The following is a 21793-nucleotide window of genomic DNA, read 5'->3' on the forward strand; positions in this document are numbered from 1 at the left end:
CGGGAATCAGGCCGGCATGACGGTGAGCGTGGACATCGGCGCGCGGGGCAACGGCCAGCGCGCCGTCCTCGACCTCGAGGAGCTGCTGGCGACCCGCCTGCTGGTGCAGGGCAATTCGGGCTCGGGCAAGTCGCATCTGCTGCGCCGGCTGATGGAGCAGAGCGCGCCCTGGGTGCAGCAATGCGTCGTCGACCCGGAGGGCGACTTCGTCACCCTCGCCGACGGTTTCGGCCATGTGGTGGTGGACGCGGCCGGCTGCGAGCGAGACCTCGCCATGATCGCGGACCGCGTCCGCCGCCATCGCGTGTCGGTGGTGCTGAACCTCGAAGGGCTCGACGTCGACCGCCAGATGCGCGCCGCCGCCGTGTTCCTGAACGGCCTGTTCGAGGCCGACCGCGACGTCTGGTATCCGATGCTGGTGGTGGTGGACGAGGCGCAGCTTTTCGCGCCCGCCGCCTCCGGCGACGCCGACGAGGAGAGCCGCCGCCAGTCGCTCGCCGCCATGACCAACCTGATGTGCCGCGGCCGCAAGCGCGGGCTCGCCGGCGTGATCGCGACCCAGCGTCTGGCGAAGCTCGCCAAGAACGTGGCGGCGGAAGCCTCCAACTTCCTGATGGGCCGCACCTTCCTCGACATCGACATGGCGCGGGCCGCCGACCTGCTCGGGATGGAGCGGCGGCAGGCCGAGGCGTTCCGCAACCTCGACCGCGGCGCCTTCGTCGGGCTCGGCCCGGCGATCGGCCGCAAGCCGGAGGCGATCCGCATCGGCACGGTGCAGTCCGAGGGCCGCGGCGGCAGCCCGAAGCTCACGCCCCTGCCGGAAAAGCCGGCGGAGGACGCTGCCGGGCTGATCTTCCGCCCCTCGGAAGGCGAGAGCCTGCCGCGCGCGGCGGCGTCCGCCGCCTCCACCGCCGACGTGCTGGCGCAGCTCGCCCGCACGCGCGAGGCGGCCGCCGCGGCGGCTCCCGAAGCCCGCGTCGACCTGTTCGCCGACGCCGAGCGCGAGAAGACCATCGCCGAGATCATGGCCGCGATCGTCGCGGAGCCGGACGCGAGCTTCCAGCCGGTCTCGGCGCTCTATCAGGACTTCCTCGTCCGCTGCCGCATCGCCCGGCTTCCCGGCGAGGCGCCTGACCTGCCGCGCTTCCGCCGCGAGCTCGCGATCGCCAAGGCCGGCGTCGACGACGCCTCGGTCGAGGCCTCCGACTGGGAGCAGGCGACGCTGGTCGCCGCATCGCTGCCGGAGGACGTGCGCGGCGTGTTCCTGCTGGTGGCGAAGGCCGCCCTCACCAAGGCGCCCTGCCCCTCCGACGGCGAGATCGCCCGCGCCTACGGCACCCGCTCGCCCGGCCGGGCGCGGCGGCTGCTGGCCTATATGGAGGAGCGCGGCTTCCTCACCTGCGCCGCCGACATGCGCGGCGCGCGCATCGTGATGCTGCCGGATCTCGGCTGGCAGACCGCGCCGGGCTTCCCCGACGCGCTGGCCAAGACCGCCTGAGCCTACCGCGCCAGCACGCGGGCGGCGTCGCGGGTGGTCGTGACGGCGCTCGAGACCTGCCCGACCGCGCGCGAGATCTGGTCGATGGCGCCGGAGATGTCGGCGACCGAGCGCGCCGCGCCCTGCATGTTGACGGACATGTCGCGCGTCACCGCGCTCTGCTCCTCGACCGCAGCGGCGGTCGCGACCACCGAGCCGCGCATGATCTCGATCGAGCCCCGGATCGCCTCCAGCGTCTGGACGACGTCGGTCGACAAGGTCTGGACGCCGGCGATCTCGGCGCCGATGCGGTCGGTGGCGCGGGCGGCCTGCGTCGCAAGGTTCTTCACCTCCTGCGCCACCACCGCGAAGCCGCGACCCGCCTCGCCCGCACGGGCCGATTCGATCGTGGCGTTGAGGGCGAGCAGGTTGATCTGCGCCGCGATGTTCTGGATCAGCGCGACGATGCCGCCCATGGCGGAGGCCGCTTCCGACAGGCGGCGGGTGAAGTCGGTCGCCGCGCTGGTCTGCTCAAAAGCGTCGTCGGTCGCGCCGCGCGAGCGCGACATGCTCTCCGACACTTCGGCGACCGAGACGGCGAGCTGCTCGGCCGCCGCCGCCATGGTCTGGACATCGCCGGTCGCCGCAGCCGCGGCGTGAAGCGCGCCGCCGGCCTCGTCGGCCGAGCGCGCCACCGCCTCGTCGATCTCGGAGAAGTTGCGGTCGATCATCCGTTGGAGATTGGCGAGCAGACGCACCTGTTCGGTGATGTCGGTCGCGAACTTCACCACCTTATAGGGCCGCCCGGAGGCGTCGAGGATCGGGTTGTAGGAGGCCTGAATCCAGATCTCGCGGCCGTCCTTGCCGATGCGGCGGTACTGCGCCGCCTGATGCTCGCCGCGCTTCAGCCGGGCCCAAAACGCGGCGTATTCGGCGCTGTCGCGCTCGGCCGGCTCGACGAACATCGCATGGCGTCGGCCCACGATCTCGTCCAGCCGGTAGCCGAGCACGGCGAGGAAGTTGTCGTTCGCCGTCAGCACCACGCCGTCGAGCGTGAACTCGATCACCGCCTGCGACTTGCCGATCGCCGCGATCTGGCCGGCGCGGTCGGCGTCCTCCGCCTTCTGGCGGGTGATATCGGTCGCGAACTTGATGACCTTGTAAGGCTTTCCGTCGCGCCCGAGCACGGGGTTGTACGAGGCCTCGATCCAGATCTCGTCGCCGGTCTTCGAGATGCGCTTGAACTGGGACGCCTCGAACGCGCCCGAGCGCAGGCGGCTCCAGAACGCGGCGTAGTCGGGCGACGCGGCGTAGGCCGGCTCCACGAACATCGCGTGATGCCGACCGACGACCTCGCTCCTACCGTAGCCGACCACGGCGAGAAACGCGTCGTTCGCGGAGAGCACATTCCCCGCGAGATCGAATTCGATCACGCCCTGGACGCGGTCGAGCGCCGCGAGGCGCGCCTCCCGGTCGGCAGCCTGTCTTGTCTGGAACATCGTCGCAGCCCCCGCCGCTCGCACGGGGCAGCGCCGGACGCTCGATCGCCCGCCCCCAAAACCGAGAGTGCGCAAGACCTGATTAAGACAGCCGCCTCAATTGACTGTGATCGGTCACAGCAAGAACGACCCGAAGTCTTCGCCCGCGGATTTGCGCTTGCGCCACGTTCAAGGCCATCCGCAACGCCGGACTGACCGGCGTCTACTGCGGCTTCGCAGGCGTGCCCGGCGTCGGCGCGACCGTGCCGTCCTCCAGGATGATGTCGCCCGGCTTCTGGCCCGGCTGGCAGTCGCCGATGCGGCGGTTTTCGATCACCGTCTTGCGGGTGAGCGGGGTCGACTGGTCGGGAAGCCCGGTCAGCACCGTGACGGTCTCGATCCGGACCGTGGTCTGGAAGTCGCCGGTGATCGCGCCCTTGCCCTCGGCCGTGACCGCGCCGACCTTGCACAGCGTCTCGGTGGCGTAGCCGTCGGCGGTCCGGGTCACGACGTTCTTCGAACAGGAGTTCTGGCCGCCGACCGCCTGCTTGGCGAGCCGGTCGGTGTCTTCGCCGACGCACTGCCGCGCCTTGGTCACGCCGTCGTCGGACGTGCTGACCGACTCCCACAGGCCGGGCGCCCGGTGCGGCACCTCGTCCGCGGCCGCCGCGCCGGCCGGCGCGGCGATGAGGGCCGCAAGGATGATCGCTCTCATGGGTTCGCCTCTCGTCGATCGACAGGCGACGTCACATAGGGCGACGCGGCGGCGAACCTATGCCAGGGATCTCATTCGGCCGCGGCGCGGAACGACGGCGAGGCGTCGCGCACCTCGGCGTCGACCGCCTCGTCGAAGCGCCCGAAGTTCTGGCGGAACATCTCCACAAGGCGGCGGGCGGCGGCGTCGTAGGCCGCCTTGTCGGCCCAGCCCTCGCGGGGCCTGAGCAGCGCCGGGTCGACGCCGGGCGCCTCGGTCGGGACCGCGAAGCCGAAATTCGGGTCGACATAGGTCTCGGCCTGCTTCAGCTCGCCGCTGAGCGCGGCCGCGAGCAGCGCGCGGGTGGCCGCGATCGGCATGCGCTGGCCGACGCCGTAGCCGCCGCCGGCCCAGCCGGTGTTCACCAGCCAGCAGTCGACGTCGTGCTCGGCGATCAGGCTTTTCAGCAGCTCGCCATAGACCTGCGGCGGGCGCGGCATGAACGGCGCGCCGAAGCAGGTGGAGAAGGTCGCCTGCGGCTCGTTCACGCCGGTTTCGGTGCCGGCCACCTTGGCGGTGTAGCCCGACAGGAAGTGGTACATGGCCTGCGCCGGGGTGAGCCGCGCGATCGGCGGCATCACGCCGAAGGCGTCCGCGGTCAGCATGACGATGTTCTTCGGCTGGCCGGCGCGGCCCGTCGGGCTCGCGCCCTTGACGTAGCGCAGCGGGTAGGCGCCGCGGGTGTTCTCGGTGCGCGAGCCGTCGTCATAGTCCGGCAGCCGCGTGACGGGATCGAGCGGCACGTTCTCGAGCACCGCGCCGAAGCGGCGCAGCGCCGCCGCGATCTGGGGCTCGGCCTTGGGGCGCAGGCGGATGGTCTTGGCGTAGCAGCCGCCTTCGAAGTTGAACACGCCCTCCGGGCCCCAGCCGTGCTCGTCGTCGCCGAGGAGCTGGCGCTGGCCGTCGGCCGACAGCGTGGTCTTGCCCGTGCCGGAGAGGCCGAAGAACACCGCGACGTCGCCCTTCTCGCCCACGTTCGCGGAGCAGTGCATCGGCATCACGCCGCGCTCCGGCAGCAGGTAGTTGAGCACCGAGAACACCGACTTCTTCATCTCGCCGGCGTAGGCCGTGCCGCCGATCAGCACGATCCCGCGGGCGAGATCGAGCGCGATCACGGTCGGGGAGCGCACGCCGTGGCGCTCGGGATCGGCCCGGAACGACGGCAGGTCGACGATGGTGAGCTCGGGCGCGAAGCGCGGCAGCTCCGCCCGCTCCGGCGGGATCAGCATGGTGCGGATGAACAGCGAGTGCCACGCGTATTCAGTGTAGACGCGGGTCGAGAGCCGATGCGCGGGGTCCGCGCCGCCGTAGAGATCCTGCACGAACAGCTCGCGGCCGCGGACATGCGCGATAAAGTCCTGCCGCAGAGTCTCGAACTGCTCAGGGGTGAGGCTCGCGGCGTTGTCCCACCAGATCGTGTCCTCGGTGGTCTCGTCGCGGACGATGAACTTGTCCTTCGGGGAGCGGCCGGTGTGGGCTCCGGTCTCGGCCGCGAGCGCGCCGGTCGCCGAGAGCTGGGCTTCGCCGCGGCGAAGCGAGCGCTCGATCAGCACCGGGGTCTCGAGGTTCCAGTTGAGCCCCGCGAGATCCACGAAGCCGAAGGTTTCGGCCCCGTGATCCTCGTTCCACTCGCCGATCTGTCGCAACATCGTCTCCATGGTCTTTTCCGCGCCGTTCGCGCGCTCCTTGGCTCCCCAGAGATCAGCCAATCGGGGCGCGAACATGACAGTCCTGTCAAGATTGCGGCGACGCCTGGAAGCTTCGAATTTCGTAGAAAAGCCTCCCCCTTTAGTCGATCATCTAGCAGTCGATCGATGAAAACTTGGCCGGAAAGATGCGAATTCATCTCTCCGGCCATAAAGACAAACTGAAGACTAAACTGTTACGATGCAGCGGCGCTGAATGCGCTCACGCCGCGGCGGCGCGGGCCCTGGCGACCAGATCGACCAGCCGGCGGCGCACGTCGCCGGCGTTCTCCGCCCGCCCGTCGAACGGCAGGTAGAGCGCGCGGCCGTCGAGCCCGAGCTCGCAGCCGAGCGGATCGACTCCCTCGAACCGCCACGCGCCGTCCTCCGCGCCGAGCAGCGCGGTGGCGTAGAGCCGCGTCGCGTCGGCGTGGTCCTCGTTCATATGCGCGACGACGCCCGCCTCCGCCTCGACGAGCGCCTCGGCGCCGGCGAGATCGGTCGCGAGCGCGTCCCAGCCGATGTCGACGATGCGGCCGAAGCCGGCGACGAGATGGGCGCCCTCGGGCGCGAGCCGCAGCATGCGGAAATCGGCGAAGTCGTAATAGCCCGCGGACTCCGGCTGCCGCGCCAGCCAGCGGCCGCGGCCCGCCTGCTTGTCGAACGGCTCGACCGCGCCCAGCAGCGTGACGCGCGGATGCGCCAGCGGGTCGCCGCCGCCGACCTCGGCGAACAGCAGGCTCGCGCGCGGATCGCGCTTCAGGTTGGCGGCGTGGCGGGCGAGATCGGACACGAGCAGCAGCGGCGCGCCGTCCGGCGCGGTCGCGACCGCGACAAGCGAGACGTAAGGGGAGCCCGAGGCGTCGAGCGTCGCGAGCCCGGCGCGGCGGGCGGCGCGGATCAGCCGCCGGGCCTCGGAGACAGGTTCGAAAACGGCTGCGGCGGGGCCGGACATCGGTCAACTCCTCGTCATCTCGCGCGGCGCGCCGTCGAAGTGGGCGCTTGACATCCGCGGCGTTCGGGCGCGCCGTCACAATTCAGCCACGCCATGCCGCTTCATGCGGCGGGGGTTTCATTTAGCAGACGGCGCCATGCCCACGATCGCTTTGGTCGACGACGACCGCAACATCCTCACCTCGGTCTCCATCGCCCTCGAGGCGGAGGGCTACCGGATCCAGACCTACAACGACGGCGCCTCGGCGCTCGAAGGGCTGAAGGCGGCTCCGCCGGACCTCGCCATCTTCGACATCAAGATGCCGCGCATGGATGGGATGGAGCTGCTCCGGCGCCTCCGGCAGAAGTCCGAGCTGCCGGTGATCTTCCTGACGTCGAAGGACGAGGAGATCGACGAGCTGTTCGGCCTCAAGATGGGCGCCGACGACTTCATCCGGAAGCCGTTCTCGCAGCGGCTGCTGGTGGAGCGGGTCAAGGCGGTGCTGCGCCGCTCCGCCGCCAAGGACGCGGCCGCCCTGCCCGGCGCGACCGCGAAGGACGCCGACAGCAAGGCGCTCGAGCGCGGGCTGCTGATGATGGACCCGGAGCGGCACACCTGCACCTGGAAGGGCGAGCCGGTGACGCTGACGGTGACCGAGTTCCTGATCCTGCAGGCGCTCGCCATGCGCCCCGGCGTGGTCAAGAGCCGCAACGCCCTGATGGACGCGGCCTATGACGACCAGGTCTATGTGGACGACCGCACCATCGACAGCCACATCAAGCGGCTGCGCAAGAAGTTCAAGGCGGTCGACGACGACTTCGACATGATCGAGACGCTCTACGGCGTCGGTTACCGCTTCAAGGAAAACTGAGCGCGGCCGACGCCCGGACGGCGGGCTGGACCTCATGAGCGTGGACGCCGAGCGGACGGACGATCTCGCCTCGCCCGAGGCGGAGGACGAAGGCGCCGTCCGCCGCCCGCTGCGCGCGCGGGCCCGCGACGCGCTGCAGGCGCTGCGGCTGCTCGGCTTCTCCAGCCTCACGCGCCGGATCGTGGTGCTGAACCTCGCGGGGCTGCTCGCCCTCGCCTCCGGCATCCTCTACCTCAACCAGTTTCGCGCCGGCCTGATCGACGCGCGCGTCCAGAGCCTGCTGATCCAGGGCGAGATCATCGCCGGCGCGATCGCCTCCTCCGCGACGGTCGAGACCAACCAGCTCTACGTCGACCCGGACAAGCTGCTGGAGCTGCAGCTCGGGGAAAGCGCCTCACCCGGCGAGGAGGGGCTGCAGAGCCTCGAATTCCCGATCAATCCGGAGCGGGTGGCGCCGGTGCTCCGGCGCCTCGTGACGCCGACCCGCACCCGCGCGCGGATCTACGACCGCGACGGCGGCCTGCTGCTGGACTCGCGCTCGCTCTACGCCCGCGGCGACATCCTGCGCTTCGACCTGCCGGCGCCGAAGACCCGCGACCCGAACCTGTTCGAGAAGGCGTGGTCGTCGGTGAAGTCGTGGTTCCGGCGCTCCGACCTGCCGCTCTACGCGGAGCTCGGCGCCGCGAACGGGCGCGGCTACCCCGAGGTGAACCGCGCGCTGTCGGGCGCGCCGCAGAGCGTCGTGCGCGTGAACGACAGCGGCGAGATCATCGTGTCCGTCGCGGTGCCGATCCAGCGCTTCCGCGCCGTCACCGGCGCGCTGCTGCTCTCGACCCAGGGCGGCGACATCGATTCGATCGTGCGCGCCGAGCGCTACGCCATCGTGCGCTACTTCCTGGTCGCCGCCGCGGTGATGCTGGTGCTGTCGCTGCTGCTCGCGAGCACCATCGCCGGCCCCGTCCGCAAGCTCGCCGACGGCGCCGAGCGGGTGCGCCACCGCATCCGCCACCGCGCCGAGATCCCCGACTTCACCAACCGCTCGGACGAGATCGGCCATCTGTCCGGCGCGCTGCGCGACATGACCAACGCGCTCTACGCCCGGATCGAGGCGATCGAGAGCTTCGCGGCCGACGTGGCGCACGAGCTGAAGAACCCGCTGACCTCGCTGCGCTCGGCGGTCGAGACGCTGCCGCTCGCCAAGTCCGACGAGGCGCGCGGCCGGCTGCTCGACGTGATCGGGCACGACGTGCGCCGGCTCGACCGGCTGATCAGCGACATCTCCGACGCCAGCCGGCTCGACGCCGAGCTGCAGCGCCAGGACGCCGAGCCGGTCGACATCGTGAAGCTGCTCTCGACCGTGATCGACATGCAGAACAGCGTCCGGCGCGACGACGACGTCAAGGTCGCGCTCAAGGTCGCCGAGGCGGCGCAGGGCCGCGACGCCTATCTCGTGCTCGGCCACGATTCGCGGCTCGCCCAGGTCGTCACCAACCTGATCGACAACGCCCGCTCGTTCTCGCCGGAGGGCGCGACGGTGCGGGTCGGCTGCCGGCGGGTGAAGAGCGCGGTGGAGATCATCGTCGACGACGTCGGGCCGGGCATCCGCCCGGACGCGATCGAGCGCATCTTCGAGCGCTTCTACACCGACCGGCCCGAGCACGGCTTCGGCCAGAACTCCGGCCTCGGGCTGTCGATCTCGAAGCAGATCGTCGAGGCCCACAGCGGAACGATCCGCGCCGAGAACCGGCTGGCGAAGTCCGCGCAGGAGGACGGGGAGCCGAAGATCGCCGGCGCCCGCTTCGTGGTGCGGCTGCCGGCGGCGCTGACGTGACGGAGCACGCCACCTGCGTCGTGGTCGGGGACGCCGGCGTGCTGATCCGCGGCCGCTCGGGCGCGGGCAAGTCGTCGCTCGCGCTGGAGCTGCTCGACCGGGCGGAGCGCGACGGCCGCTTCGCCCGCCTCGTCGCCGACGACCGCGTGACGCTGTCGGTCCATGGCGGCCGCCTCGTCGCCGCGCCGCCGGCCGCGCTCGCCGGCCTGATCGAGATCCGCGGCGTCGGGATCGTGCGCCGCGCCTGTCTTCCGGGCGCCGTGGTGCGGCTGGTCGTCGACCTCGTCGAGGTGCCCGAGCGGCTGCCTCCCGATGAGGCGCTGAGCGCCTCGATCGGAGGCGTCGCACTGCCGCGACTCCCCGTCGCAGCCCGTTCCGCAGGCGCCTGCGCCTTGGTATCCCAGGCGGTAACACCCATGTTCTCGCAACCGTATTGTGACGTCTACGCACTTGCGTTCGCGTCGCAACATGAAAAACTGGGCTTTCCGGCGCCGCAAGCGTCGGCATCCTGATCCGACCGCGCTGGGTGGCGCGCGGCGGTCGCGACGTGGAGCGCAAGCGATTTGCGCGGAGACTGCATGATAGGCCTCGTTCTGGTCACTCACGGGCGTCTCGCCTGTGAGTTTCGCGCCGCCCTCGAACATGTGGTCGGGCCCCAGGGGCAGATCGCGACCATCACGATCGAGCCCGACGACGACATGGAGCTGCGGCGCGGCGACATCATCGCGGCCGTGCGCGAGGTCGACAGCGGCGACGGCGTCGCCGTGCTGACCGACATGTTCGGCGGCACGCCCTCCAACCTCGCCATCTCCTGCATGGACGGCCGCAAGGTTGAGGTGATCGCCGGCATCAACCTGCCGATGCTGATCAAGCTCGCCAGCGTGCGCTCGGACCTGCCGCTTGACGCGGCGGTCGTGCAGGCGCAAGAGGCGGGGCGCAAGTACATCAACGTCGCGAGCCGCGTGCTGTCGGGCAAGTGACCTGCAGGGCGTGAGGGCGTTCGACAGATGAGCGACGGCGGCGTTTCACGCGAGCTGCCCATCGTCAACCGGCGCGGCCTGCACGCCCGGGCCTCCGCGAAATTCGTCCAGACCGTCGAGCGTTTCCAGGCCGACGTGTTCGTCAGCCGGGCCGGCGAGACCGTCGGCGGCACCTCGATCATGGGCCTGATGATGCTCGCCGCCGCCCCCGGCACGACCATCCTCGTCGAGGCGCGCGGCGCCGAGGCGCGCGAGGCGCTGGAGGCCATCACCGCCCTCGTCGCGAACCGCTTCGGCGAAGACGAGTAGGCGGCGCGCGCCCCCCCCCCCTTTCACGAGAGTGACTCCAAAACGAAAACGGCGCCCGCGAGGGGCGCCGTCGTCAGGTCGTGGGCCGGAAGGCTGAAGCTCAGGCGGCCTGCTGGATCGCGGACAGCCGCCAGTCGCCGCCGCGCGGGCGGACGAAGGTCCAGAGCTCGGTCGCCTCGACCGGTCGGTTCGGGTCGCCCTCAACCAGCCGGCCGGTGGCGCGGTCCTCGAGCACGTCCACGAGGCCATAGCGCATCGCGACGGTGGCGTAGTCGCGCTCGCCCTCGTTCCAGGCCTCCGACAGGTCGCCCTGCAGCAGCTTCACGTCGCGGATCCGGTTGACCACGCCGCGGCTGCGGTCGTCCTCGATGTCGGCCGAGAAGCCGTCGACCATCTCGGCGGTGGCGAGGCGGTTGAGGCGGTCGAGGTCCTGATCGGAATAGGCCGTCTGCACGTCGGAGAGCATGCGCTCGAACTGGTCGAAGTCCTTCCCGTCGAGCGTAACCGGCGTCGTCGCCACCGGGGCGGCGCGGCCGAAACCGCCGAAGCCGCCGAGGCCGGAGGCCGGACGGCCGTTCGACGCCTGCGGCGCGTCGAAACGGTAGCCGCCGCCCGGAGGCGGGGACGCCGGGTTCGGGGCGCTCTGATAGGCCGGGGCCTGCTGGGTCTTGCGGTTGCGGAACCAGTTCATGGCGAGCCGCACCACGAAGAAGATGATCACGCCCTGCAGCACCAGGCCGAGGATCGAGGCGAGCGAGCCCAGTCCCCCGAAGAAGCCGGAGCCCGACAGCAGACCGAACAGGCCCGCGCCGAGCAGGCCGCCCATCAGCATGCCGCCGAAGCCGCCGCCGAACATGCCGGGACGGCGCTGGGCCGCGGCCGCCGCGCCGGCGCCCTGGCCGGGCTGCATTGCGTTCGGCTGGGTCTGCGAGCGCTGGATCGGCGCCGCGCCCGGGGAGGTGGCTGTGGGAGGCGGCGCCTGGAAGGTCTTCGATCCGCGGCTGCCGAATCCGCCGCTGCGGCCGGCGCGGGCGTCGGCGTCGAGAGGCGCGAGCGTCACGCCCATCACGAGCGCCGCAAGCGCGGTTGCGGCGATACGGCGGACGAGGGTCGGTCGGGACATTGGCGTTTCGTTTCCCCAGTTGCGTTGGCCGCAATGTGGGGATCGGCGCCTGCGATGTCATCACACGCAAACGTCACTCGCGACGCTGTGATCCGACGCGCCCTCGCCGCGCTGCGGCCAAAATACAACGCAGGGGCGCATGGGTCGCCGATCACGGGAACGTATGAAACCGATCGTCGGACCCCGCGCGTAGGGCCAGCGCACACCTCCGTGCCTTGGGGAACCGCCATGATCAGCATGCTCCGCGCGTCGGCCGCCGCCGCCGCGCTTCTCGTCTCCGCCGCGTCGGCCGTCGCGGCCGACCTGCCCGCCTATGAGGAGCCGGCGGTCGTCGCCGTGCCGTCCTTCACCTGGACCGGCTTCTACGTCGGCGCCAACGCCGGCTACATCTGGGGCGATCACGACATCCGCACGCGCGGCAAGGACGCGGCGACCCGCCTGAACGTCCAGAACCGCCTGCGTCCGCCGAGCCTCGGCATCGACGGCGACGGTTGGACCGTCGGCGGGCAGCTCGGCTACAACGTGCAGCTCGACAACTCTCCGATCGTGTTCGGCGTCGAGGCCGACTTCAACTACACCGACATCGACGAGACCGCGCGCTACGCGATCCCGCCGCTCGCCCCTGCCCTCGGCACCATTCGCTCCAGCTTCTCGCAGGAGCTCGAGTACCTCGGCACGGTGCGCGGCCGCCTCGGCTACGCGTTCGACCGCGTGCTGGTGTACGGCACCGGCGGCCTCGCCTACGGCAAGGTCAAGACCTCGGCCCGCTTCAACAACAACCTGACGCCCGCGGGCGCCGGCGGCGCGCTCGGCTTCTCCGACAGCAAGAGCGACTGGGAAGTCGGCTACGCCGTCGGCGGCGGCGTGGAGTACGCCGTGACCGACAACATCTCGGTCAAGGGCGAGTACCTCTACTACGACCTCGGCGACACCACGCTGAACGTGAACCGCACCCCCGCCGCGCCGCTCGGCCAGTCGGGCTACAAGTCCAAGTTCGAGAACGACGGCCACATCGCGCGCGTCGGCGTGAACTACAAGTTCTGATTCCGCCCGACGGGCGACATGGGAAAGGGGCGGTCTTCGGGCCGCCCCTTTTTCATCGCCCGATTTCGACATAAAGACTTCTTTATGTCTTTATTGATCACCGGCGAAAGGCGTGTTACGAGGCGGGCGACATGCACGTCCCGCCCGCGGCGCCCCCGCATGGCCGGGTCAAACGGAAGGATCGCTGCTCATGAGCCAGACCGCCGCCGCCCTCAAGGACGCCCCGCTCAACGACTATGTCGTCAAGGACATCTCGCTCGCCGACTGGGGCCGCAAGGAGCTCGCGATCGCCGAGACCGAGATGCCGGGCCTGATGGCCTGCCGCAAGGAGTTCGGCCCGTCGCAGCCGCTGAAGGGCGCGCGCATCGCCGGCTCGCTGCACATGACGATCCAGACCGCGATGCTGATCGAGACGCTGAAGGCGCTCGGCGCCGACGTCCGCTGGGCCTCGTGCAACATCTATTCGACCCAGGACCACGCCGCCGCCGCGATCGCCGCGAACGGCACGCCCGTCTTCGCCGTGAAGGGCGAGACGCTGGAGGAGTACTGGGAGTACACCCATCGCATCTTCGAGTGGGCCGACGGCGGCACGCCGAACATGATCCTCGACGACGGCGGCGACGCGACCCTGCTGCTGCATCTCGGCAAGCGCGCGGAAGCCGGCGACGTCGCCTTCCTCGAGGGCGCGACCAATGAGGAGGAGACCATCCTCTTCGCCGCCATCAAGAAGCGCCTCAAGACCCATCCGGGCTGGTACACGAAGAACGCCGACGCCATTAAGGGCGTGACGGAAGAGACCACGACGGGCGTGCACCGCCTCTACGAGTTCGCCAAGAAGGGCGAGCTGCTGTTCCCGGCGATCAACGTCAACGACAGCGTCACCAAGTCGAAGTTCGACAACCTCTACGGCTGCCGTGAGTCGCTGGTGGACGCGATCCGCCGCGGCACCGACGTCATGATGTCGGGCAAGGTCGCGATGGTCGCGGGCTTCGGCGACGTCGGCAAGGGCTCGGCCGCCTCGCTGCGCCAGGCCGGCTGCCGCGTGCTCGTCTCCGAGGTCGACCCGATCTGCGCCCTGCAGGCGGCGATGGAGGGCTACGAGGTCGTCACCATGGAGGAGGCGACCAAGCGCGCCGACATCTTCGTGACCGCGACCGGCAACGTCGACGTCATCACCGTCGACCACATGCGCGAGATGAAGGACCGGGCGATCGTCTGCAACATCGGCCACTTCGACAGCGAGATCCAGATCGGCGCGCTGAAGAACTTCAAGTGGGACAACATCAAGCCGCAGGTCGACGAGGTCGAGTTCCCGGACGGCAAGAAGATCATCGTGCTGTCGGAAGGCCGCCTGGTGAACCTCGGCAACGCCACCGGCCACCCCTCCTTCGTGATGTCGGCGTCCTTCACCAACCAGACGCTCGCGCAGATCGAGCTGTGGGCGAACAACAAGGACGGCAAGTACAAGAAGCAGGTCTACGTGCTGCCCAAGACCCTCGACGAGAAGGTCGCGGCGCTGCATCTCGAGAAGATCGGCGTGAAGCTGTCGAAGCTCTCGACCAAGCAGGCGGGCTACATCGGCGTGCCGCAGACCGGCCCGTTCAAGCCGGACACCTACCGCTACTGAGCCTTATCCGCTCATCCGCACGACCGACGGGGAGGCCATCGCGCCTCCCCGTTTTCGTTTCGGAGGCTCGTCAGTAGCCGACGGTGAAGCGCCTGCGGGAATGCGCGGGGCGCTCCAGTTCGTCGACGAAGGCGATGGCGAAATCCTCGTACGAGATGCTGCTGCCGTCCGCGTTGGTCAGCAGCGCGTCGCCGCCGATCCGGAAGACGCCGGTGCGCTCGCCGGGGACGAACAGCGCCGAAGGCGACAGGAACGTCCAGTCGAGATCGCTCTCCCGCCGCAGCAGGTCGAGATAGGCCGCGCCGGCCGCGGCCTCGGCCTTGTACTCCTCCGGGAATTCCGGCGTGTCGATCAGCCGGACGCCGGGCGCGACCTCCAGGCTGCCCGCGCCGCCGACGACGAGATAGCGCGGAACGCCCGCCTGCTTCACCGCCGCCAGCAGGTTCGCGGGATCGCCGGCCGAGAAATGCACCGAGCTGATGACGGCGTCGTGGCCGCGAAGAACCTCCGCGAGGCCCGCGACGTCCGCCGCGTCCGCGGCGACCGCCGTCACGCCTTCAGCCTTCGCGATGCGGTCGGGGTTGCGGGCGATCGCGGTGACGGCGTGGCCGCGACGGACGAGTTCGGCGAGGAGACGGGAGCCGACGGCGCCGGAGGCGCCGATCAATGCGATGGTCATGGTCGTGGTCCCTGATAAGTTTCAGATGGAAACCTACATATCAATCCGACAGCAGGGCTCAAGAAGGCACCATGACGACACCAGGTCACCTGCGGGGCGCCGCCTCGCCATCCGCCGCTTCGGGCGCGGCCAACGCCTACGCCGCCTCCTGCCCGACCCGCATGGTCCTCGACAGCATCGCGGACAAATGGGCCGCGCTGATCCTCGGTCTGCTCGCCACCGGGCCGCGGCGCTTCAACCAGCTCCGCCGCGAGGTCGAGGGGCTGTCGCAGAAGGTGCTGTCGCAGACGCTCAAGGGTCTGGAGCGGGACGGGCTGGTGACGCGCACCGCCTTCCCCACCGTGCCGGTGACGGTCGAATACGCCCTGACCCCGCTCGGGCTCACGCTCGCCCATGTGGTGGACGGCCTCAGGATCTGGGCGGAAACCCACATCGCGGACGTGTTGGAAGCGCAATCCCTTTACGACGCCCGAGCGGGCCACGGCGCCGCAGTCGGGGCGAAAAAGTGACCAAACGCGCATTCGTACTCTTTATGGACTCTTGGGGGCGATTCCCCCCGTCAGTAGACTGACCTCTGATTCGCGACGGGCCGCGTGGGGCGGCGCGCAGGATCCCGCGGCCGGAGCGGCGCTTGTCGCCCGGCCCGCCGGTGGGGGTTGCAGCACATGTTCGAACGGCCGCGACAGGGACCCGCTCGCCTGGCGATCGCAGGCGCGGCGACCGTCCTGCCCGCCGCCTCCGCCCACGCCGCGCCCTTCGGCGCCTCCGAAACCGCGGCGCTCGCGCTGTTCCTCGGCGCGCTGTTCGTGGCCGTGACCTGCGCCATCATGCTGCTGCGCGCGCGCCAGCGCCTCGCCGACGCCGGCGTCGAAAGCTCCCGCGAGATCGCCGACCTCCGGAGCAGACTCGACCGCGCCGAGGCGCTGGTCGCCTCCGAGACGCAGGTCATCGTCACCTGGCGCGGCGACGGCGCGCCCGAGATCGTCGGCGAGCCGTCGCGCCTCACCGGCCTGCCGGCGGGACGGCGGCTGCTCGCCTTCGGCGCGTGGCTCGAGCCCGAAACCGCCCGCGGCCTCGACGCCCGCATCGACGCGCTGCGCCAACGCGGCGAGCCGTTCCGCCTCGTGCTGCGGACGCCGCAGGGCGGCCATCTGGAGGCGGACGGCCGTCCGGTCGGCGGCGCGGTGGTGATGCGGCTCCGCGACGTGACCGGCGAGCGCCTCGCCCGCGCCGAGATCGAGGACCGCAACGCCGAGCTTCAGGGCGCGCTCGGCCGCACGCTCGCGCTGATCGAGGCCCTGACCCAGCCGGTGTGGCTGCGCGACGAGGACGGCCGGCTCGCCTACGCCAACGAGGCCTACGCCCGCGGCGTCGAGGCCCAGGACGGCGTCGCCGCCGTCGAGCAGAACGCGGAGTTCCTCGACCAGACGATCCGCGCCGCGGCCCGCCGCGCCAACGAGGCCGGCCAGGTGTTCCGCAAGCGCGCGCCGGCCGTGTTCGCCAGCCAGCGCCGCATCTTCGACGTGGTCGAGGCCCCCTCGCCGTCCGGCGCCGCGGCGATCGCGATCGACGTCTCAGAGCTCGAGGACGTCCGCGCCGACCTGTCCCGCCAGATGGAGGCCCACCGCCGCACGCTGGACGAGCTCGCGACCGCGGTCGCGATCTTCCGCAAGGACGGCGCGCTCTCGTTCCACAACCAGGCCTACGCGCGGCTGTGGTCGCTCGATCCCGCCTTCCTCGAAGGCGGCCCGAGCGACGCCGCCATCCTCGACCGGCTGCGCGCCGACCGGCGGCTGCCGGAGGAGGCCGACTTCCGCAAATGGAAGGCCGAGCTGCACGAGGCCTATCGCGCGATCGAGCCGCGCGAGCACTGGTGGCACCTGCCGGACGGCCGCACCCTGCGCGTGGTGGCCGCGCCGAACCCGGAAGGCGGCGTCACCTACCTGTTCGACGACGTCACCGAGCGGCTGGAGCTCGAAAGCCGCTTCAACGCGCTCACCAAGGTGCAGCGCGAGACCATCGACCACCTTCAGGAGGCGGTCGCCGTGTTCGGCTCCGACGGCCGGCTGAAGCTGCACAACCCGGCCTTCGCCGCGCTCTGGCGGCTCGGCGAAACGGACCTCGCGAACCGGCCGCACGCCGACGAGATCCTGAAGGCCTGCGGCGCCCGCGCCGCCGACGTCGACCTCTGGGCCCGGCTCAAGATGGCCCTGACCGCCATGCCGGACGAGCGCCAGCCGCTCGCGCTTCGCATCGACCGCGACGGCGGCGGCATCATCGACGTGGTGACGCTGCCCTTGCCGGACGGCGGCGCCTTGGCCACCTTCACCGACGTGACCGCGAGCGTGAACGTGGAGCGCGCGCTCCGCGAACGCGCCGAAGCGCTGGAGGCGGCCGACCGGCTGAAGAACGACTTCGTGAACCACGTCTCCTACGAGCTGCGCTCGCCGCTCACCAACATCATCGGCTTCGGCCAGCTGCTCGGCGACGCGCGGCTCGGCACGCTCTCGACCAAGCAGCGCGAATATGTCGAGCACATCCTGTCGTCCTCGGCGGCCCTGCTCGCGATCATCAACGACATCCTCGACCTGACCACCATCGACGCCGGCGCCATGGAGCTGGAGCTCGGGCCCGTGGACATCCGCGAGGCGATCGACGGCGCGGTCGAAGGCGTGCGCGACCGGCTCTCGGAAGCCGGCCTCGGGCTCGAGATCGAGGCGGCCGACGACGTCGGGGTGTTCGTCGCCGACGCCAAGCGCGTCCGGCAGGTGCTGTTCAATCTGCTCGCCAACGCGATCGGCTTCTCGAAGCCCGGCCTGTCGATCCGCGTCAGCGCCGAGCGCTCGAAGGACAAGGTGATCTTCCGCGTCGCCGACCGCGGGGCCGGCATTTCGCCCGAGCTGATCGAGAAGGTGTTCGACCGGTTCGAGAGCCGCACCGCCGGCGCCCGCCACCGCGGCGTGGGCCTCGGCCTCTCGATCGTGCGCTCGCTGGTGGAGCTGCATGGCGGGCAGGTCGCGATCGAGAGCAAGCCCGGCGTCGGCACCGTCGTCACCTGCGCCTTCCCCGTGCGCGCCATCGCCGCGGCCGCCGAATGAGGGGCCCTGCGAGCCTGATCGGAGCGGCGCGGACGGCGGCGTCGAAGCCCGGCGTCGAGACCTGGGAGCTGACGCTGCCCGACGAGGCGGCGACCGCGGCGCTCGCGGCCGACGTCGCCCGCGCGCTGAAGCCCGGCGACCTCGTGACCCTGTCCGGCGACCTCGGCGTCGGCAAGTCCACCTTCGCCCGCGCGCTGGTGCGCGCCCGCGCCAACGATCCCGAACTCGAGGCGCCGAGCCCGACCTTCACGCTGCTGCAGACCTACGACCTGCCGCGCGGACCGATCGTGCACGCCGACCTCTACCGTCTGACCGGCCCGGAGGAGCTCGAGGAGCTCGGCTGGGACGAGGCCGGCGAGGACGCGATCGTGCTGGTGGAATGGCCGGACCGGCTGGGCGCCGAACTGCCGCCGGACCGCCTCGACTTGGCGCTCGACATCGCGCCGGGCGGCGCCGGGCGGCGCGCCCGCTTCTCCGGCTACGGCGCCTTCGCGCGCCGCCTCGCAAGGCTGCGCGACGGAAAACGCTTCGTCGACGCCGCCGGCTGGGGCGAGGCCGCGCGCGAGCACGTGCAGGGCGACGCGTCGAGCCGGCTCTACGAGCGCCTGACGCTCGGAAACCGCACCGCGATCCTGATGGACGCGCCGGCCCGCGCGCACGGCCCCGCGATCCGAGACGGCAAGAGCTACCTGACGCTGGCGCGGCTCGCGGTCGACGTGAAGCCCTTCGTCGCGGTCGCCGACGCGCTGCGCGGCCTCGGCTACGCCGCGCCGCAGATCTATGCGCAGGACCTCGTCAACGGCTTCCTGCTGGTGGAGGACATGGGCTTCGAGCCGGTGGCCGCCGGCGGCCAGCCGATTGCGAGCCGCTACGAGCTCGCCGCCGACCTGCTCGCCGACCTGCACGGCCGCGAGCTTCCCGTCGACCTGCCGGTCGGCCGAGAACTCTACCGCGTGCCGCCCTACGACGTCTCCGCCATGCTGGTCGAATGCGACCTGCTGAACGACTGGTACCTGCCCCACGCCACCGGCGTCTCGCCGGACCCGGAGGCGCGCGAGGCGTTCCACGCCCTCTGGCGCGCGGCGCTGGAGCCGGTGCTGGCCGAGGAGCCGACCTGGACGCTGCGCGACTACCATTCGCCGAACCTGACCTGGCGCGACGACCGCGAGGGCCTCGCCAAGCTCGGCCTGCTCGACTTCCAGGACATGGTCATGGGCCCGCCGGCCTATGACGTGGTCTCGCTGATGCAGGACGCCCGCGTCGACATGCCGGACGGGCTCGAAATGGCGCTCGCCGCCCGCTATCTGGAGCGCCGTCGGCGGACCGACCCGAGCTTCGAGCCGCGCGCCTTCGCCCGCGCCTACGCCACCATCGGCGCGCAGCGGGCCACCAAGATCCTCGGCATCTTCGTCCGCCTCGCCAAGCGCGACGGCAAGCCCGGCTACCTCGCCAACCTGCCGCGCGTGCTGAAGACGCTCGCGGCGAACCTCGCCCATCCCGACCTCGCCGAACTCGCCGCCTGGTACGAGGCGCGGCTTGGGCCCCTGGAGCGACCGGCGTGAGCGCGCGCATCACCGACGCCATGGTGCTGGCCGCGGGGCTCGGCACCCGCATGAAGCCGATCACCGAGACGCGGCCGAAGCCGCTGGTGACGGTCGGCGACCGCACGCTGCTCGACCATGTGCTCGACCGCCTCGCCGAGGCCGGCGTCGAGCGCGCGGTGGTCAACGTGCATCACCACGCCGACCAGATGGAGGCCCATCTCGCTGGCCGGACCTCTCCGGAGATCATCATCTCCGACGAACGCGGCCGGCTGATGGACTCCGGCGGCGGCGTGGCCAAGGCGCTGCCCCACCTGCGCGGCGACGCGATCTTCATCCTCAACGCCGACACGTTCTGGATCGACGGCGCGCGGCCGAACCTCGCCCGCATGGCCGAGATGTGGGAGCCGCAGCGCATGGACGCGCTGCTGCTGGTGGCGGCGCTGACCGCGAGCGTCGGCTTCGAGGGCGCGGGCGACTTCCAGTTCTTCACCGACGGCCGCCTGCGCCGCCGCGCCGAGCGGCAGGTCACGCCCTTCGCCTACGCCGGCGTCGCGATCATGCCGCGCGCCGCGTTCGAGAACCGCGGCGACGAGCCGTTCTCGCTCAACCAGCTCTGGAACGAGGCGATCGAGCGCGACCGCCTGCACGGCCTGCGGCTGGACGGCGTGTGGCTGCACGTTGGCACGCCCGAGGCGATCGTCGAGGCCGAGCGGGCGATCGACCTGTCGGTGGTGTGACGGCGACCGGCGGCCTTCGCCCGCAGGGCGCCGATCGCGAAGCGCCGCCTGCGCGTCTCTGACGGCGGGCAAGCTCCGCGCTATCCTCGCCCGAGATGAGCGATTCCCCGCGCGTTCCCAACGTCGTCACCATCCCCGCGGGCGCGCCGTTCCTGCGGACGCTGGTCGACGGCCTGCTCGACGGCGCGCTGATCCCCGGCTTCGCGCCGCGCGGCGACCCGCTGGCGCTCGCGGACGCCACCATCTTCCTACCCACCCGCCGCGCCTCGCGCGCGCTTCGGGACGCCTTCCTCGAAGCGCTCGACGGCCGCGCCACCCTGCTGCCGCGCATCGCCCCGCTCGGCGACGTGGACGCCGACATCGAGGCGGCCGATCCGCTCGACGACGCGGACGCCGACCTGCCGCCCGCGGTCGCGCCGCTGGAGCGCCGGCTGACGCTGGCGCGGCTCGTCTCCCGCTTCGCAGAGACGCTCGACCGTTCGGCGCTCGCGCTCGGCGACGACGACGGCCCGCTGATCCCCGCGACCGCGGCGGAGGCGATCCACCTCGCCGGCGACCTCGAGGCGCTGATCGACGCCATCGAGACCGAAGAGGTCGACATCACAGCGCTCGACCGGCTCGCCCCGGGCGAGCACGACCAGTATTGGGCGATCACGCAGTCCTTCCTGCAGGTCGCGCTGCGCCTCTGGCCCGAGCATCTCGACGAGATCCGGCGGCTCGACCCGAGCCGGCGGCGCCGGCTGCAGATCGACGCCGCCATCGCCCGCGTGCAGGCCGGCGGCGGACCGGTGGTCGCGGCGGGCTCCACCGGCTCCGCACCCGCGACCCGGCGGCTGATCGCGGCGATCGCCAATGCGCCCCAGGGCGCCGTCGTGCTGCCGGGGCTCGACCGCGACGGGCTCGACGACGCCTCTTGGGCGACGCTGATCGAGGGCGACGAGCCGGCGCTCGCCGGCCACCCCCAGCGCGGCCTCTCCCATCTCCTGCGCGCGCTCGGCCTCGCGCGCGCCGAGGTTAGGGAGCTCGCGCCCGCGCCTCGGCCGCTCGCCGCGCGCGGAAAACTGGTCGCGGAGGCGCTGCGCCCGGCCGACACCACCGACCTGTGGAGCCGCGCGCCGCTTGCCCCGGCCGAGCGCGCCGCGGCGCTCGGCGAGGTCGCGATCGTCGCCGCGGCCCACCCGCGCGGGGAGGCGACGGCGGCGGCGCTCGCGCTGCGCGAGGCGCTGGAGACGCCGGGCAAGACCGCCGCGCTTGTCACGCCCGACCGGAGCCTCGCGGCGCGGGTCGCGGTCGAGCTCGAACGCTGGGGCGTCGCGATCGACGACAGCGCGGGGCAGCCGCTCGGCTCCGCTCGCGCCGGCGCGCTGCTGCGGCTCGCCGCCGACGCCGCGCTCGATCCGAGCCCCGGCAACCTGCTCGCGCTGCTGCGCGCGCCCGCCTGCCGGCTCGCGGCGGAGGCGGGCCGGCCCGAGCGCGCGATCGATGCGCTCGACCTCGTCGCCTTCCGCACGCCGCTGGCCAAACCGGGCTTCGCCGCGCTCCGCGCGGCGCTCGGCGCGCCCGCCCGCGGCCCCGCCGCCCGTTTCGGGAGCGCGGACCGGGCTCAGGCCGCGCGCCTGCTC

General features: G+C 71.5%; 19 protein-coding genes. 13 read left to right on the plus strand and 6 right to left on the minus strand.

The window, feature by feature from the left end:
* Positions 1–16 precede the first annotated feature (16 nt).
* Positions 17–1498: a helicase HerA domain-containing protein gene (locus ACFSCV_RS14910; RefSeq protein WP_378800361.1), complete on the plus strand. Its 1482-nt coding sequence runs from the start codon at positions 17–19 to the stop codon at positions 1496–1498.
* A 2-nt stretch (positions 1499–1500) separates the two neighbouring features.
* Here the strand turns inward: ACFSCV_RS14910 and ACFSCV_RS14915 are convergent, their stop codons facing one another.
* The 4 genes from ACFSCV_RS14915 to ACFSCV_RS14930 form a co-directional block, all read right to left on the minus strand.
* A complete protein-coding gene (locus ACFSCV_RS14915; protein ID WP_378800362.1) occupies positions 1501–2976 on the minus strand; it encodes a methyl-accepting chemotaxis protein in 1476 nt (491 codons plus the stop codon).
* Between the two features lie 202 nt (positions 2977–3178).
* Positions 3179–3670 (minus strand): DUF3617 domain-containing protein, encoded by a 492-nt coding sequence (locus ACFSCV_RS14920; protein ID WP_378800363.1) that lies wholly within the window; start codon positions 3668–3670, stop codon positions 3179–3181.
* Between the two features lie 71 nt (positions 3671–3741).
* Positions 3742–5355, minus strand: a complete 1614-nt coding sequence (locus tag ACFSCV_RS14925) for a phosphoenolpyruvate carboxykinase (RefSeq protein ID WP_378800750.1) — start codon at positions 5353–5355, stop codon at positions 3742–3744.
* A 262-nt stretch (positions 5356–5617) separates the two neighbouring features.
* Complete coding sequence (locus ACFSCV_RS14930) at positions 5618–6349, minus strand: HugZ family pyridoxamine 5'-phosphate oxidase (protein ID WP_378800364.1); 732 nt, start codon at positions 6347–6349, stop codon at positions 5618–5620.
* Between the two features lie 136 nt (positions 6350–6485).
* Here ACFSCV_RS14930 and ACFSCV_RS14935 point away from each other — a divergent pair, with 136 nt between their 5' ends.
* The 5 genes from ACFSCV_RS14935 to ACFSCV_RS14955 all read left to right on the plus strand — a co-directional run bounded on the left by ACFSCV_RS14935 (position 6486) and on the right by ACFSCV_RS14955 (position 10319).
* Positions 6486–7199 carry a response regulator gene (locus tag ACFSCV_RS14935; protein ID WP_378800365.1) on the plus strand — a complete coding sequence of 238 codons (714 nt, stop codon included), beginning with the start codon at positions 6486–6488 and terminating at the stop codon, positions 7197–7199.
* A gap of 34 nt (positions 7200–7233) precedes the next feature.
* Positions 7234–9030: a stimulus-sensing domain-containing protein gene (locus ACFSCV_RS14940; protein ID WP_378800366.1), complete on the plus strand. Its 1797-nt coding sequence runs from the start codon at positions 7234–7236 to the stop codon at positions 9028–9030.
* On the plus strand, positions 9027–9542 hold the full coding sequence (locus tag ACFSCV_RS14945) for an HPr kinase/phosphorylase (protein WP_378800367.1): 516 nt from the start codon (positions 9027–9029) through the stop codon (positions 9540–9542). The genes ACFSCV_RS14940 and ACFSCV_RS14945 overlap by 4 nt, the downstream gene beginning before the upstream one ends.
* A 66-nt stretch (positions 9543–9608) precedes the next feature.
* On the plus strand, positions 9609–10010 hold the full coding sequence (locus ACFSCV_RS14950) for a PTS sugar transporter subunit IIA (RefSeq protein ID WP_271199175.1): 402 nt from the start codon (positions 9609–9611) through the stop codon (positions 10008–10010).
* Positions 10011–10037: 27 nt separating this feature from the next.
* Positions 10038–10319 carry an HPr family phosphocarrier protein gene (locus ACFSCV_RS14955; RefSeq protein ID WP_378800368.1) on the plus strand — a complete coding sequence of 94 codons (282 nt, stop codon included), beginning with the start codon at positions 10038–10040 and terminating at the stop codon, positions 10317–10319.
* A 100-nt stretch (positions 10320–10419) separates the two neighbouring features.
* Here the strand turns inward: ACFSCV_RS14955 and ACFSCV_RS14960 are convergent, their stop codons facing one another.
* Entirely contained in the window at positions 10420–11442 is a 1023-nt protein-coding gene (locus tag ACFSCV_RS14960) for a Tim44 domain-containing protein (RefSeq protein ID WP_378800369.1), read from the minus strand.
* Positions 11443–11670: 228 nt separating this feature from the next.
* Here ACFSCV_RS14960 and ACFSCV_RS14965 point away from each other — a divergent pair, with 228 nt between their 5' ends.
* Both ACFSCV_RS14965 and ahcY read left to right on the plus strand, forming a co-directional pair.
* Positions 11671–12486, plus strand: coding sequence for an outer membrane protein (locus ACFSCV_RS14965; protein ID WP_378800370.1), 816 nt, complete (start codon positions 11671–11673; stop codon positions 12484–12486).
* A 190-nt stretch (positions 12487–12676) separates the two neighbouring features.
* Positions 12677–14113 (plus strand): adenosylhomocysteinase, encoded by a 1437-nt coding sequence (gene ahcY / locus ACFSCV_RS14970; RefSeq protein WP_378800371.1) that lies wholly within the window; start codon positions 12677–12679, stop codon positions 14111–14113.
* A gap of 70 nt (positions 14114–14183) precedes the next feature.
* Here ahcY and ACFSCV_RS14975 read toward each other — a convergent pair whose 3' ends face one another.
* The gene (locus ACFSCV_RS14975; protein ID WP_378800372.1) at positions 14184–14792 is read right to left on the minus strand and encodes an NAD(P)-dependent oxidoreductase; all 609 of its coding nucleotides are present in this window, start codon (positions 14790–14792) and stop codon (positions 14184–14186) included.
* Positions 14793–14863: 71 nt separating this feature from the next.
* On the opposite strand from ACFSCV_RS14975, the gene ACFSCV_RS14980 reads away from it, so the two are divergent.
* The 5 genes from ACFSCV_RS14980 to addB all read left to right on the plus strand — a co-directional run.
* On the plus strand, positions 14864–15301 hold the full coding sequence (locus ACFSCV_RS14980) for a winged helix-turn-helix transcriptional regulator (RefSeq protein WP_378800373.1): 438 nt from the start codon (positions 14864–14866) through the stop codon (positions 15299–15301).
* Between the two features lie 156 nt (positions 15302–15457).
* Positions 15458–17890 carry a sensor histidine kinase gene (locus ACFSCV_RS14985; RefSeq protein ID WP_378800374.1) on the plus strand — a complete coding sequence of 811 codons (2433 nt, stop codon included), beginning with the start codon at positions 15458–15460 and terminating at the stop codon, positions 17888–17890.
* Positions 17887–19452: a tRNA (adenosine(37)-N6)-threonylcarbamoyltransferase complex ATPase subunit type 1 TsaE gene (gene tsaE, locus ACFSCV_RS14990; RefSeq protein ID WP_378800375.1), complete on the plus strand. Its 1566-nt coding sequence runs from the start codon at positions 17887–17889 to the stop codon at positions 19450–19452. The genes ACFSCV_RS14985 and tsaE overlap by 4 nt, the downstream gene beginning before the upstream one ends.
* Before the next feature lie 20 nt (positions 19453–19472).
* Positions 19473–20171 (plus strand): nucleotidyltransferase family protein, encoded by a 699-nt coding sequence (locus ACFSCV_RS14995; protein WP_378800751.1) that lies wholly within the window; start codon positions 19473–19475, stop codon positions 20169–20171.
* A gap of 95 nt (positions 20172–20266) precedes the next feature.
* Positions 20267–21793: double-strand break repair protein AddB (gene addB, locus ACFSCV_RS15000; RefSeq protein WP_378800376.1), on the plus strand; the 1527-nt coding region annotated here is incomplete at its 3' end.

Source organism: Methylopila henanensis (assembly GCF_042681025.1).
GTDB lineage: Bacteria > Pseudomonadota > Alphaproteobacteria > Rhizobiales > Methylopilaceae > Methylopila > Methylopila henanensis.

Excerpts from the sequence above, each read along its gene's own strand:
- ACFSCV_RS14910 (WP_378800361.1), top strand. The coding sequence starts at position 17 with ATGACGGTGAGCGTGGACATCGGCGCGCGGGGCAACGGCCAGCGCGCC.
- ACFSCV_RS14915 (WP_378800362.1), bottom strand. The coding sequence starts at position 2,976 with ATGTTCCAGACAAGACAGGCTGCCGACCGGGAGGCGCGCCTCGCGGCG.
- ACFSCV_RS14920 (WP_378800363.1), bottom strand. The coding sequence starts at position 3,670 with ATGAGAGCGATCATCCTTGCGGCCCTCATCGCCGCGCCGGCCGGCGCG.
- ACFSCV_RS14930 (WP_378800364.1), bottom strand. The coding sequence starts at position 6,349 with ATGTCCGGCCCCGCCGCAGCCGTTTTCGAACCTGTCTCCGAGGCCCGG.
- ACFSCV_RS14935 (WP_378800365.1), top strand. The coding sequence starts at position 6,486 with ATGCCCACGATCGCTTTGGTCGACGACGACCGCAACATCCTCACCTCG.
- ACFSCV_RS14940 (WP_378800366.1), top strand. The coding sequence starts at position 7,234 with ATGAGCGTGGACGCCGAGCGGACGGACGATCTCGCCTCGCCCGAGGCG.
- ACFSCV_RS14950 (WP_271199175.1), top strand. The coding sequence starts at position 9,609 with ATGATAGGCCTCGTTCTGGTCACTCACGGGCGTCTCGCCTGTGAGTTT.
- ACFSCV_RS14955 (WP_378800368.1), top strand. The coding sequence starts at position 10,038 with ATGAGCGACGGCGGCGTTTCACGCGAGCTGCCCATCGTCAACCGGCGC.
- ACFSCV_RS14960 (WP_378800369.1), bottom strand. The coding sequence starts at position 11,442 with ATGTCCCGACCGACCCTCGTCCGCCGTATCGCCGCAACCGCGCTTGCG.
- ACFSCV_RS14965 (WP_378800370.1), top strand. The coding sequence starts at position 11,671 with ATGATCAGCATGCTCCGCGCGTCGGCCGCCGCCGCCGCGCTTCTCGTC.
- ahcY (WP_378800371.1), top strand. The coding sequence starts at position 12,677 with ATGAGCCAGACCGCCGCCGCCCTCAAGGACGCCCCGCTCAACGACTAT.
- ACFSCV_RS14975 (WP_378800372.1), bottom strand. The coding sequence starts at position 14,792 with ATGACCATCGCATTGATCGGCGCCTCCGGCGCCGTCGGCTCCCGTCTC.
- ACFSCV_RS14980 (WP_378800373.1), top strand. The coding sequence starts at position 14,864 with ATGACGACACCAGGTCACCTGCGGGGCGCCGCCTCGCCATCCGCCGCT.
- ACFSCV_RS14985 (WP_378800374.1), top strand. The coding sequence starts at position 15,458 with ATGTTCGAACGGCCGCGACAGGGACCCGCTCGCCTGGCGATCGCAGGC.
- tsaE (WP_378800375.1), top strand. The coding sequence starts at position 17,887 with ATGAGGGGCCCTGCGAGCCTGATCGGAGCGGCGCGGACGGCGGCGTCG.
- ACFSCV_RS14995 (WP_378800751.1), top strand. The coding sequence starts at position 19,473 with ATGGTGCTGGCCGCGGGGCTCGGCACCCGCATGAAGCCGATCACCGAG.